General features: G+C 59.8%; 10 protein-coding genes. 5 read left to right on the top strand and 5 right to left on the bottom strand.

Translation table 11 applies throughout. The annotated features are described in order from the left end of the window. Positions 1-22 precede the first annotated feature (22 nt). Positions 23-1,249, top strand: coding sequence for a D-alanyl-D-alanine carboxypeptidase (locus I6E74_RS08555; RefSeq protein ID WP_307784430.1), 1,227 nt, complete (start codon positions 23-25; stop codon positions 1,247-1,249). A 110-nt stretch (positions 1,250-1,359) separates the two neighbouring features. Then, positions 1,360-2,466: an acyl-CoA desaturase gene (locus tag I6E74_RS08560; RefSeq protein WP_197124737.1), complete on the top strand. Its 1,107-nt coding sequence runs from the start codon at positions 1,360-1,362 to the stop codon at positions 2,464-2,466. Between the two features lie 106 nt (positions 2,467-2,572). Here I6E74_RS08560 and I6E74_RS08565 read toward each other — a convergent pair whose 3' ends face one another. Continuing rightward, positions 2,573-3,334 (bottom strand): SGNH/GDSL hydrolase family protein, encoded by a 762-nt coding sequence (locus I6E74_RS08565; RefSeq protein WP_197124739.1) that lies wholly within the window; start codon positions 3,332-3,334, stop codon positions 2,573-2,575. A 154-nt stretch (positions 3,335-3,488) separates the two neighbouring features. Between I6E74_RS08565 and I6E74_RS08570 the strand changes: the two genes are divergently transcribed. The 3 genes from I6E74_RS08570 (at position 3,489) to I6E74_RS08580 (ending at position 6,970) form a co-directional block, all read left to right on the top strand. Continuing rightward, on the top strand, positions 3,489-3,752 hold the full coding sequence (locus I6E74_RS08570) for a GlsB/YeaQ/YmgE family stress response membrane protein (protein WP_197105618.1): 264 nt from the start codon (positions 3,489-3,491) through the stop codon (positions 3,750-3,752). Between the two features lie 119 nt (positions 3,753-3,871). Continuing rightward, on the top strand, positions 3,872-5,119 hold the full coding sequence (dinB, locus tag I6E74_RS08575) for a DNA polymerase IV (protein WP_197124741.1): 1,248 nt from the start codon (positions 3,872-3,874) through the stop codon (positions 5,117-5,119). Between the two features lie 84 nt (positions 5,120-5,203). After that, a complete protein-coding gene (locus I6E74_RS08580) occupies positions 5,204-6,970 on the top strand; it encodes a DEAD/DEAH box helicase (RefSeq protein WP_197124743.1) in 1,767 nt (588 codons plus the stop codon). Between the two features lie 169 nt (positions 6,971-7,139). Here the strand turns inward: I6E74_RS08580 and I6E74_RS08585 are convergent, their stop codons facing one another. The 4 genes from I6E74_RS08585 to I6E74_RS08600 form a co-directional block, all read right to left on the bottom strand. Next, positions 7,140-7,343, bottom strand: a complete 204-nt coding sequence (locus tag I6E74_RS08585) for a cold-shock protein (RefSeq protein ID WP_100389010.1) — start codon at positions 7,341-7,343, stop codon at positions 7,140-7,142. A 155-nt stretch (positions 7,344-7,498) separates the two neighbouring features. Beyond that, entirely contained in the window at positions 7,499-10,942 is a 3,444-nt protein-coding gene (locus I6E74_RS08590) for an error-prone DNA polymerase (protein WP_197124745.1), read from the bottom strand. Beyond that, positions 10,942-12,555 (bottom strand): DNA polymerase Y family protein, encoded by a 1,614-nt coding sequence (locus tag I6E74_RS08595; protein WP_197124747.1) that lies wholly within the window; start codon positions 12,553-12,555, stop codon positions 10,942-10,944. Before I6E74_RS08595 ends, I6E74_RS08590 begins: the two co-directional genes overlap by 1 nt. Then, positions 12,552-13,319 carry a hypothetical protein gene (locus I6E74_RS08600; protein ID WP_307784431.1) on the bottom strand — a complete coding sequence of 256 codons (768 nt, stop codon included), beginning with the start codon at positions 13,317-13,319 and terminating at the stop codon, positions 12,552-12,554. Before I6E74_RS08600 ends, I6E74_RS08595 begins: the two co-directional genes overlap by 4 nt. Between the last annotated feature and the right edge of the window lie 66 nt (positions 13,320-13,385).

A 13,385-nucleotide genomic window follows, 5' to 3' on the forward strand; every position in this document is an offset into this window, starting at 1 on the left:
ATTCACCTGTTAGCGTTATCCGGTGCCGCTGACTCAACGCCAAATTTTTCGCCGTCGCCGTATCGTCGTCTTCTCTGTTGCCGGTGTTGTGCTTGCGACAGCGTTCTACTTGCCACTGACACTTCTCGCGCCCCTTGACGAAGTTTCGGCCCAGGTTCTCGCGGTCGAAACCCCGGTAGCGGCTGAGCCCGAACTGACCTTGCCGAGCTACGGTGCGTCCGCGATTGGTGCACTCGACCGCCCCGGGGTGCTCGCGCAAGCCGGCAGCACTGACCCGATTCCCATCGCGTCGATCACGAAAATTATTACAGCCCTTGTGGTGCTCGACGCCAAACCGCTTGAGGTGGACGAAGCGGGCCCGACGATTACCTTCGGGCAAACCGACGTGGACTTCTACAACGCTCAGGTAGCGCAGTATGGGTCAGTGTCACCGGTGTATGACGGTCTCCAGCTCTCCCAACGCGATGCTATGACGGTTGTGCTGCTTCCTTCCGCAAATAACTACGCGCAATCTCTAGCGAACTGGGCTTTTGGCTCTGAAGACGCTTTTGTCGCGGCCGCTGCGGTGTGGCTTCAAGAACATGGGCTCGAGAACACGACTCTCACCGAGCCTTCCGGAATCCAAGATACGAATCGAAGCACGGCTGCTGACCTCACTGAACTGGCCAGACTGGCTATCGGAAACCCTGTCATCGCAGACATCGTTTCCACGTCGTCCGCAGAGATTCCAGGCATCGGAGCAGTGAGTAACAGCAACGCACTCCTCGGAATCGATGGCGTCGATGGGATCAAGACAGGAACCCTCGTCGTCGGCTGGTCGTGCCTGCTGTTCTCCGCTGACGTAACCGTCGGCGACGAAGTCATCACCCTCGTAGGCGCGGTCGTGGGTGGGCCAGACCATCCCACGATTAATGCCGCGATCCGCGAGCTGATTGCGGATGCCACTGCCGGGTTCTCCGAGGTAGAGGTTGCAACAGACGGCGAGGAGTTCGCTGACTATGACACGCCGTGGGGCGATGAGTCTGCCGCGGTGGCCGCCTCGACCGTCAAGATGGTCGTGTGGGGCGAAGATGAGATCTCTGTAACGGTCGAGGCTGTCCCTGTGCGCCTTGCGGAATCCGGGGAAAATGCGGGCGCGCTCCACGTGCAGATCGGGTCAGACACTTTCGAAATTCCTCTGGTATTCAGCGAGGAGATCGATGACCCGGGGGCGTGGTGGAGGCTCACCAACCCACAAAGTTTGTTTTAGTTATCGAATAGACACGGCACTCACAGGAGGCCGCGATAAGGTGGAGTGCATCTGGAGCACCTGCTCGATTGACAAATGGCTGGGAAGTCATTCAAAACATCTGAGGTCACGTGAGTAGTTCTCTCTCAGCCGATCCCACACGAATCATCAAGACTGGGCCCCGCGGAGTCGGTAGCCCGATGAGCGAATTCGCAGCATTGTTGCGCACCGTTCGCGAAGCAGGGTTGTTGCGCCGCAACAGACGCTTCTACATCATCACTTTTGCCGTGATTACCGTCGCTATGGCCGCCGCTTGGGTTGGTTTCGCGATGCTTGCCGGCACGTGGTACATCTTGTTGATCGCCGCGGCGATGGGCATCATCTTTACGCAATACGCATTTCTTACGCACGAACTGGCGCATCGCCAAGTTTTTCAGTCCAGCAAGCTCAATGACACGCTGGGGCGGCTCATGTCCGACCTCATCGTCGGAATTAGCTACGCCTGGTGGATGAACAAGCACTCGCGTCACCACGCGAACCCCAACACGGTCGACAAAGACCCTGATATCGAGACTGACTTCATTATTTTCCAGAAGGAAAAGACTGTCGGCCTCAAGGGGATTACTAAATTCATGGCGAAACGCCAGGGCTACCTGTTCTTTCCCGCGCTCTTGCTTGAGGGCTTCAACCTTCATTCGCACGCCTTCCAAGAGGTCTTCAACTTCAAGAAGAAGGTCGACAAGCGCTGGCTCGAGATCACGCTTCTGCTCGTACGCAACATCGGCTACCTTGCCGTCGTGTTCAGCTTTCTCCCACTCGGCATGGCATTTGCCTTCTTGGGCGTTCAAATGGGAATCTTCGGGCTCTACATGGGCGCATCATTCGCTCCCAATCACAAGGGGATGCCAATCTTGCCTAAGGGCTCGAAGGTTGACTTCCTGCGCCGTCAAGTGCTGACAAGCCGCAACATTCGTAGTGGTGTCTTCATGAACCACTTCATGGGCGGTCTCAACTTCCAAATCGAGCACCACCTTTTCCCCACTATGCCGCGGCCGCATTTGCCTCTCGCTGCAGAAATGGTGAAGGAGTACTGCAAGACGAAGGACATCAAGTACACCGAGGTCGGACTCGTCACGTCGTACGGCATCGTGATTCGCCACCTCAACGAAGTCGGCCTCAGTGCCGATGGAGATCCTTTTGACTGCCCCGCAGCCGGTCGCACCGGTTACACCGGATAGTCAGCCGAGAAACGCGCGAAGAGGGCCCCTGCCGCATTGGCAGGGGCCCTCTTCGCGTATGTGAGCTGTGTCTAGCCTCAGCGCGGCCATGGTGCCACTGAGAGCGTTAGAAGCCGGGCCGTTTGGCTGTGACGTTGTCTCCGGACGACTGGTGGCGAACTCGACGCAAGACCCATGGCACCAAGTGCTCGCGAGCCCAGCCAATGTCTTCGACGCGCGCCTCGCGCCAGCGACGTGGAGGAAGCGGCTCAGGATTGAACGGCTCAAGTTCATTCGCCACGTTCAGGGACTCGAGCACCATGCGAGCGACTGTATGGTGACCGACAGGGGAGAAGTGAAGACGATCTCGCGACCACATCCGCGGGTCTGACAACTCGCGTAGGGACCACATGTCAGCGACAACAGCATCATGGCGCTGTGCGACAGCACGAATGTTCTCGTTGTAGATCGCCACCTTGCCACGCATGCGATTGAGCACGGGAGTCATTCCGATATCGGGTCCAGTGAAAAGCACCACGGTTGCGCCATCTCGTCGCAGTTGTGCCACGAGCGCGTCGACACGCTGGGCGACTTCGTCGGGATCAGAACCAGGCCGGATGATGTCGTTACCGCCGGCTGAGACAGTAATGAGATCTGCTTTGAGTTCCATCGCGGGCTCAAGCTGTTCATTCGATATTTGGTCAAGCAGTCGGCCTCGGATGGCTAAGTTCGCGTAGGCAAAGTCCGGTTTACGGTCTCCCAACACTTCCGCGACTCGGTCGGCCCAGCCTCGATTGCCGCCGGGGGAGTTGGGTTCGGGGTCGCCGATGCCCTCTGTGAAGGAATCACCGATAGCGACATATCTGCTCCACGGGTGTTGTTCTTGCATACGTCTAGCCTGTCTCACAATTTGCCTGTGCGATACCCGGGTGATTCCTGAGAGTGAACTGAATTGCTTTGACCCTCGGATAGGGCACGTGGTTATCTCTTCTCTGTTGGTTTTCACACCGAAGACCACTTAACCACCGTTTGGAGAACACACAATGGGAATCATCGGCTGGATCGTACTGGGACTCATCGCCGGAGCTATCGCTAAGGCAATCTTGCCCGGACGCCAAGGCGGCGGTTGGCTCGCAACACTCCTTCTCGGTGTTGTTGGAGCACTCGTCGGAGGATTCGTGGGAGGCGCCATCTTTGGCATTGGCCTCGAAGAGTTCTTCTCCATCGAAACGTGGCTGGTCGCCATTGGCGGCTCAGTGCTCGTGCTCTTCCTTTACGGGTTGATTACGCGCGGCTCACGTCGCTAAACACTCTTGGGTAAAAGGGGCGGTGCACTGCGGTGCACCGCCCCTTTTCTGTGTCCGGGGCTCTCTGCCGATCCCGCGTCCCGCGAGCGAGCGTCAGAGGCACCTGAGAGAATGGCACTATGGGCAAGCAAGACGGTCGAACGCGGCATGTAACCGCACCGGGCGTCGATGACAGCACCGCAACCATCCTGCACGTTGACATGGATGCCTTCTTCGCCTCCGTCGAACTCCTCGATCATCCTGAGCTCATTGGTAAGCCGGTCATCGTCGGGCACAATTCCGTTCGTTCCGTGGTCACCGCGGCTACCTACGAGGCCCGCAAGTATGGCGTGAACTCAGCGATGCCCATGGCCCTCGCCCTGCGCCGGTGTCCCAACGCCATTGTGCTTGAGCCACATTTCGAGCGCTATCAACACTTTTCTTCCATCGTTTTCGATATCTGCGACCAACTCACCCCCAAGGTAGAACGACTCGGCATTGACGAAGCGTTTCTGGATGTTGCAGGAGCGCGGGCCATCTACGGGTCACCCCTCGAGGTGGCGGCACTGCTGCGTCGTCGAGTCTTCGCCGAAACAGGGCTCGTCTGTTCTGTCGGCGCCGCGGCCTCGAAGTACGTGGCGAAAGTTGCATCGGGCCTCTCTAAGCCCGATGGACTGCTCGTCATCCCTGCCGACAAGACAATCGAATTCCTGCATCCGCTGCCCATCACCGCCCTCTGGGGCGTCGGTGGCAAGACGGCGGAATCACTGCAGCACCGCGGTTTCAGTACTATTGCCGATATTGCTCACGCAGATCGGGAAACCCTCACGCGCGCGGTCGGCGAAGCTGGCGCAGTAAAGCTGCACAACCTCTCCTGGGGCAACGATCCCCGCAACGTCGTCGAACGGGCCGCCGAGAAGAGCATCGGCCACGAGACCACCTTTGAATACAACGTGTTGGATGCCAACGAGATTCGCCGCGAATTGCTCCGGCTCTCCGGAAAGGTCGCCGCACGCTTGCGTGGCGCTGGTATGGAAGCGAGCACCGTGGTGCTGAAACTCCGGTTCGAAGACTTCAGCACCATTACTCGCTCGCGTAAGCTGCCCGACCCCACCGACCTCGGCCGCACCATCTACGAGACCGTCAGAGATGTCTATGCCGACTTTGCTCGCGAAGGTCGGCCGGTGCGCCTCGTTGGCGTGCGCGGAGAGCAACTCGTCGAGCCGGGCGGCGGGCAGCTGAGTTTGTGGGACACCACCGACGGCTGGCGCGACGCGGAACAAGCTATGGAGGCGGCATCCGCTCGCTTTGGAACCGGCGCGATAGGGCCAGCGCGCCTCTTGGGATCACAGCGCTCGGAACGGCCGCGCCTCGGTCAACGTGACTAGTCGTTCGCAAACTTTTTGCCCACACGACCAAAACACAGCAGTCACGAACTCGGTTGTCAGTAGAGAACGGTAAAGTCTTATCAAGTGAGCACTCCATTGCCTGGCCCCACCGTGGGCACCTTCGCTGCGGAACATCTCTCACCGTCGTACCCCGAACGCGCCGCCCGAGGCACCGCATCCAAACTGCGTGCCTGGCAGGCAGAAGCCCTCGATCTTTACTTCGAAAGAGAACCTCGCGACTTTCTTGCCGCTGCCACACCTGGCGCCGGCAAAACCACCTTCGCTCTCCGTCTCGCTGTTGAGCTTTTTGCGCGCCGGGAGATCGATCGCGTCACCGTCGTTGCGCCAACCGATCACCTCAAACGCCAATGGGCGGATGCCGCCAACCGTGTCGGAATCCGGCTCAATCCCTCGTTCTCCAACGGCGATGCCTGGGGCGGACGACGTTTCCACGGTGTTGCTGTGACCTATGCCCAAGTGGCCATGAAGGCCTCGTTTCATCAAGAGATCACCGACTCTGCCCGCACGCTCGTGATTCTTGACGAAGTGCACCACGGCGGCGACGCTCTCAGCTGGGGCGATGCCATCCACACGGCTTTCGGTCGTGCCACTCGGCGACTCTCACTCACGGGTACACCGTTCCGCAGCGATACCGCCCCCATTCCCTTCGTGACCTATGCACCCAACCATGAAGGCATCCGCACTTCGGTCACCGACTACAGCTATGGCTATGGTCGTGCGCTCGAAGACGGGGTTGTCCGACCGGTTATCTTCATGGCCTACGCCGGCAAGATGCGCTGGCGCACCCGCATGGGCGATGAGATGGAGGCGCGCCTCGGTGAAGGCGACACGAAAGACGTCACCGCGCAGGCGTGGCGCACCGCTCTAGATCCCAAAGGCGAATGGATGCCGGCTGTGCTGCGGGCGGCGGATCGTCGCCTCAGCGAGGTGCGACATTCGGTTCCCGATGCCGGAGGACTCGTCATCGCGACCGATCAGCTCGCGGCTCGGGCCTACGCCAAGCTCATCAAGGACATCACAGGGGAGTCCGCCACGATCGTTCTCTCCGACGAGAAAGAGTCATCGTCGCGCATCGAAAAGTTTGCCGAAAGTGATAGTCGCTGGATGGTGGCTGTGCGCATGGTGTCTGAAGGTGTCGACGTTCCGCGACTTGCCGTCGGCGTGTATGCGACCTCGGCATCCACCCCCTTATATTTCGCCCAAGCAGTCGGTCGTTTCGTGCGCACTCGTCGCCGTGGCGAAACGGCATCTATTTTTTTGCCGAGCGTTCCCAACCTCATGAACCTCGCGGGAAAGCTCGAGAAGGAGCGTGACCACGCGCTCGATCGCAAAGAATCGCCTGATGATCTGCTCGATGACAGCCTTCTCGATGCGGAGAATCGTGAAGAGAAGACGAGCGATGAGCTTGCTGACGAGTTCACGTGGGAAGCCATCGAGTCTGAAGCGAACTTCGATCGCGTGCTGTTCGACGGCGCAGAGTTTGGTTTCGCTGCCGAACCGGGCAGTGACGAAGAGCTCGACTTCATTGGGCTTCCCGGCATCTTGGAGCCAGAGCAAGTACGAGAACTGTTGCTGCAACGCCAAAAACGCCAGTCAAAGCGCGCAGAGAGTCGTCCCAAAGAGGAACAGCCGCCGCCGCTGTATCGCACGCTCAAAGAGCAGCGGACTCTGCTCAACAACCTCGTGGGCCGTAGAGCCAAGCTTTCTAATGAACCGCACGGATTGATCCACGCGGAGTTGCGTCGCGTCTGTGGCGGCCCTGCGGTCGCTCAGGCTACGGTGACGCAATTGCAGACCCGCATCGATTACTTGCGCAAGGGCATGCACTAGTCGCCAACAGCTGGGCCGTACGCGCTTCATGATTCACCGTGCGAGACACACAGCCTGACGGGTGCTGCACGCACGCATACCCCTAAGAGCGCAGCCGTGCATCCGTCTTTTAACAAGAAAACGCCCCCGGTATAGGACCAGGGGCGTTCTCATTACTGAACTATCAAGATCAGAGGGGGCGGATGTTCTCCGCCTGGGGACCCTTGGGTCCCTGTGTGATGTCAAACTCAACCTTTTGGTTCTCGTCGAGCGACTTGTAGCCATTTGTTGCGATGGCCGAGTAGTGGGCGAACACATCAGGACTTCCGTCCTCGGGGGCGATGAAGCCAAAGCCCTTTTCTGCGTTGAACCACTTGACGGTACCTAGTGCCATTTAAAACTCCTCCAGGAGCGTTCCTCAGGCCCCGACAGTCGAGGCCGCATTCATGCCTTTGTCTAGAACATGAACGATGGGATAAGGCTATAGCAGGAAAGCCCTGCATGTGTCATCTATTTCGAAAAAGACACATAACGGTAATGAAGTCGTCATTAGCGGAAATCTCGAGATCGGGTGCGGGGGAGCCCCGAAAGCGATTCAAAGCGGTCTGCAACAACATTAATCACACCATCAACGGAGCGTTCAAGAACACCACGAACGATGAGCGCTGCACTGTCACGAGCCACTCGGCGGTAGCGCCCCCACACTCCAACACTGCAAATCACGTTGATGAGACCTGTCTCATCTTCAATGTTCATGAAGGTGATTCCACTGGCCGTTGCGGGACGTTGACGATGCGTCACAACACCCCCAATTTCGATACGACGCCCGGATTCAGCGGTCATCAGGTCGGTTGCGCTCAGGATTCCCCGCTTGCTCAGAGTCTCCCTGAGGTGGGCGACCGGGTGGCTTGCCGGCGAAATTCCCGTTGACCAGAGGTCGGCCATCAGATCATCCACCGGGCTCGACATTGAAAAGAGCGGCGGCTGAACGGTGACCATACTGTGGGGGAGATACTCCTCGCGATCCTGTGCCGCGTTACCCGCATTCCACATCGCTTCGCGACGAGTGAGTTCGAGAGAGTCGAAAGTTCCCGCTGCTGCCAGAGCCTCCAATTGTTTCGTCGTGAGACCTACCCGCCGCACCAGATCATTCATCGACACGAACTCGCCGGACTCCCGTGCGGCCACAATTTTCTCGGCAACCACTGTTCCGACGCCTTTTACTTCATCAAAACCCAGGCGCACGGCAAAGGCTCCATCGCGGCGGTGGTCGTCGGTATCGAAGGGTGCTGAACGATCGAACGGCCCCACAGGAGGCTGTTCAGCATCGAGGCAACGATCAGTGCCCGTAGCCGCGATTCCATCGCCCAATGCTTCCAATCCGGCGAAGACCCCCGAACGTTGGATGTCGGGACCAAGCACGACCACACCGTGACGGCGGGCATCCGCCACCAATGATTGCGGCGAATAGAAACCCATCGGTTGCGCCCGCAGGAGCGCAGCCAAGAACGCCGCGGGGTAGTGGAGCCGCACCCACGCACTGGCATACACGAGCAGCCCGAAGCTCAAGGCGTGGCTCTCAGCAAAGCCGAACCCGGCAAAGGCTTGGATACTTTCGTAAATTCGGTCGGCATCCGCGTCAACGATGCCGTTGCTGGCCATTCCCGCATACAGCTTGGTGCGCAACTTGTCGATGCGTTCAATTCCTCGCTTCGAGCCCATTGCGCGCCGTAGAAGATCGGCGTCGTCAGCCGAACATCCGCCAACCGCAACCGCAATTTGCATGAGTTGCTCTTGAAAAATGGGAACGCCGAGGGTGCGCTCGAGAGGCTCCTTGAGATTGGGGTGCAGATAGGTGATCGGTTCGGCACCCATTTTGCGACGAACGTAGGGGTGCACGGCACCGCCCTGAATCGGGCCGGGGCGCACGAGCGCAATCTCGACAACGAGATGGTAAAACTCGCGTGGCTGAAGGCGCGGCAGCAACCCCATCTGAGCACGGCTCTCGACTTGGAAGACGCCGATGGCATCCGCTCGACACAGTTGGTCATAGACGCCCTGCTCTTCGGCAGGGATGGTCGCAAGATCCCACCGTTCGCCGAGGGCCTCATCAACGAGATCGAAACTGTATTGCATCGCCGACAGGATGCCGAGGCCCAACAGGTCGAACTTGACCAGCCCCATCCAGGCGCAGTCGTCTTTATCCCACTGCACCACAGTGCGTTTATCTTTGCGTGCGTGCTCAATCGGCACGACCTCGCCGACCGGCCGCTGGGTGAGCACCATGCCACCCGAGTGGATGCCGAGGTGCCGCGGAAATTTCATCACCTGTTGGGCCAGATCCAACACAGAATCGGGGATGTCATGGTCAACTCCCGAAACGTCGGAACCCCAGCGCTCCATCTGTTTCGACCACGCATCTTGCTGCCCTGGGCTATGCCCGAGAGCTTTCGCCATATCGCGCACGGCAAACCGGGGACGGTACTGAATCACGTTCGCGACCTGCGCCGCATTCTCGCGCCCATACCGTTCGAATACGTATTGGATAACTTCTTCACGACGCTCGGAGTCGAAATCGACATCGATGTCTGGCTCCTCTTCTCGCATCGCTGAGATGAAGCGCTCGAAAGGGAGCTTGTAACGCAGAGGGTCAACCGCCGTGATCTTGAGCAGGTAACAGACCACAGAGCTGGCGGCCGACCCGCGCCCTTGACAGAGAATGCCGCGCCCGCGCGCAAAGGCCACAATGTCGTGCACGATCAGAAAGTAGCCAGCAAAGTTTTTCTCTTCGATGACATCGAGTTCTCGCTGAATGCGCGCCCGGTTGGCTTCTGACAGTTCAATAGAGCGATCTTTCACTCCTGCCCACGTCAGCTCTCGCAACCAGCTCGCCGGGGTATGCCCTTCGGGGACAGCCTGATCGGGAAGTGCCGGCTTCGCCTGCCTCAACTCGAACGCAGCCTCGTCCGCGATCTCGACGGTGTTAGCAACTGCTGCGGGATAGCGCGCAAAAAGCACAGCCATCTCAGCCCCCGAACGCAAATGGGCTGTGCCCGCAGCCGGAAGCCACCCGTCCATCTCGTCGAGACTGCGACGAGCACGCACCGCTGAGATCGCTGAATGCAAGTGATGCTGGCGAGGGGTCGCATAGTGAGCGTTGGACGTCGCGACCACCCGCAGTCCGCGTTCGGCGGCAAGCAAGACAAGAGCATCGTTGAGAGCAGAGTCGAGCGGGTAACCATGGTCGAAGAGTTCAACGATCACCGCTTCCGCCCCGAACAGTTCACTGAGCCGATCAAGCTCTGCCCCTGCCGCACGCATGGATTCCGTCGTGGGAGCGCCATTACCCTCGGAGCCGCTGAGGGCGCGACGAACCGCTCCCTTGCGGCAGCCCGTGAGCACAAACCAGTGTCCGGAGGCCAGCTCAGCGAGTTCATCAAGGTCGTAACGCGGGCGACCTTTTTCGCCACCGGCTAATTGGGCTCGCGTAATAGCCAAGGCAAGACGGTGGTAGCCCTCCTCTTTTCGAGCAAGCACGAGAAGATGATCGCCTTCGGGATCGGCTATGCCGTTTTGGGGCCCGCTCAATCCGAGCGAGAGCTCGGCGCCAAACAGGGTACGTAATCCCAACTCGGCGGCTGCTTCGGCCATGCGCACAATGCCATAGAGCCCGTCGTGATCGGTGAGGGCGAGGGCGCTCAGCCCCAGCCGCGCTGCTTCTTCTGCGAGCTTTTCGGGCATGCTCGCGCCATCGAGAAAGCTAAAACTCGAATGGGCGTGCAGCTCTGCATACGGCACGACCGTGGCGGCCAGGCTCGCTTCTGACGCCACGTCATTCGGCGGCGTGCTGGGAGCGATGTAGGGGGCGCGCTTGCTGGAGACGAGCGACATGGCTCGACCGTCACCGGCTTCACCAATCGGCGTGACGGTACCAAAACCCGACAGCGTACGCTCCAACTGCCGCCACGGGATGGGAGGGTTAGACCACGCCATTAGTCATACCTCGCTTCAGCCCACCAACCGCCGTCATCGAGCACCAACAGCCACGCGCATCCGGTGTCGTCAACAGCCTGAAAGCGCCACGAACGCCCGGGGGATTCTGCCTCCCACCATCGTTCGGCAAGTGGCCAAGGCCCTGCCCACGCAGTGAGAGTGCGTGAACGTGAATCGCTTGTCGAAAACTGGGCAGGCGGTGCAGCAACGTGGCCACGCTCATCCACCGACACTGTGGTGCCGTCCTCGGCAAACACGTGCACGGCGTGACGGCTGGAGAAGACTGTTCCCGGCAGCGGAGCGGGGAGAACGCCCGGCCAGGGGCGTTGTGGCGATCGCTCAGTGACGCTGCGGTCGCCCCACGCGGTGAACCGTTGACGGGACTGCAGAGTGCGCCCGCCCTCGATCGTCGGCACAAGAACACCACCGTGGCCAAGCATGCTTTGCACTCGAGAAAGCCCGTGATGGATGCGCGGCTCTAGCCCTGACCCCCAGAGCCCGGTTTCGTGATGGCCAATTTCGTCGACTGTTTCGGGCACAATGCGTACCCGAGAGATACCCGAGCTGAGCCCCGCATCGATGAGGTTAGAGCCCTGCACTTGCCAGCGCACGCGATCGACAACATCGTTGGCGCTAAACGACCGGGGATGCAGCCACACCCGTTCGGCAACCTCACCCGATTCCGAATCAAGTTCGATTCGAATCGCGGTCGCCACCAGTTGAGCTTGCACAAGACCGGCCACAAAATCGTCGGCCCGGCTGCGGATGCCGAAAGCAACCTGATCTACTCGATCAAGGGCGGGCTCAAAGTCGATCACGACGTCAAGGTCGAGCGGGGGAGTGCGCGCGACGAAAACCTGCGGATCCCGACCGCTGGCGAGAGCGTGCAATCGGCCGCCGAGTTCCCCAAAACGAGTGCGGACATCGAGGCGGTCGAGGTGGGCAAACTCGCCAAGAGTGGAGATGCCGAGCTTCATCAGCAGAGTCACGATAGGCGGTTCCTCTAACACAGCGATCGGCAGTGGTGCCAGAAATTCGGCAGAGCTGCCAGCGGGCACCATCCGCACTCTTCCCCCTCGCGAACGAGGGTCTGCGGCACTAGTGCTGCGTGCAGCATGAACCGCAGTGAAGAGAGCATCAGCGATACCTACCCGAGCATCGGATGCCGCAATCTCGTTGACACGATCAATAACAGTCAACGCTGCCGCTTTTTCTCCGCCGTAATACAGGGCAGCACCTCGCACGCGAACGGCACACATGCCGGGTCGCAACACTTGCACTCCGGGAATCAATTCTTCGATCCCCGCGAGCACCGGTTCGAATGCTCGGCTGTCGAGGGCAGGATCGTAAGGTCGGTCGATGATCCCGGGGAACCGCGACTGCGCCTCCCGCAGCCGTAACCCGCGAGTGACGCCCTCAGCGCGAGCGGACGCTGCCGCCGCAAAGACAAGCCCTTTCTCCACGAGGACAAGCGGGGCATCCGCTGGAAGCTTTTCGTGTTGTCGCGCAGCAACCACGGGCCAATCTGGGGCCCAAAGGACCAGAACTCGGGGGAGTGACTCGGGAAGCGCTCCTGCATCTGCCCGTGACCCCTGCGACGATTCGGCTTTCATGCCGAGACCTTGTGAGGCAAAGCCGTCAGCGGCGCAGGAGCCATCTCCGCCGCACCATGAGCACGTATTTGTTCAGAAGAATCGGGTAGCCAGATGCGTGCACTGCGTGGTCGCCCCGCATTTTTGCTCGTCACCGTGACGGTCACTTCACGCGCGGCCAAATGCCCATGACCGTTGCCAATACCGTGCCACTGGCTCTCGCCCAGTGACACCATCGCTTCGCTCTGCGGCCACGACCCCACCATGAGCAGTGTTGATTTGCGTTGCCGGAGCCGCGACGCCAATCTGGCCACTGCAGAATCGGATGCCCGCGTGGGCGGGCGGGCGACGACAACATCTACGACATCAGCAATCGCTGCCGTCACCGCGAGCCATTGATCGCCCGGATGCGGCACCAGCACGAGTCGTTCAAGATCGACCCCGAACCGCTGGGCGGCTTCAATCCCGAACTCGGGCACTCCTACGACAGCGCACCACGATCCTGCCGCGGAGGGAGCAGCGAGGAGCGTCATAAGGAGCATCGCCGAGCTGTCAACCGAATAAACGCTGCCCTGCTGCAAACCGCCGCCCGGGAGCAGTGAGGCAATGGCCGGATGTGTGGGGATGAGCGTAGAACTTAACGTGCGGGACTGCATTTGGCTGATGCGGGACTGCAGTTCAGCGACGCGTTCTGCAGCCGTCAGCGTTGCACCGCTAGAGGCCTCACGCCCAGCCGAAAACTCTTCAGCGGTCGCTGAAGCGGCAGAGGCAGATACAGGGGACACCTGTTCATATTCGAACATATGTTCGAGTGTGTCAATTGCGTACGACATCCATCGGCGTGTCTTTGC

It is taken from the genome of Salinibacterium sp. SWN139 (assembly GCF_015864625.1).
GTDB lineage: Bacteria > Actinomycetota > Actinomycetes > Actinomycetales > Microbacteriaceae > Rhodoglobus.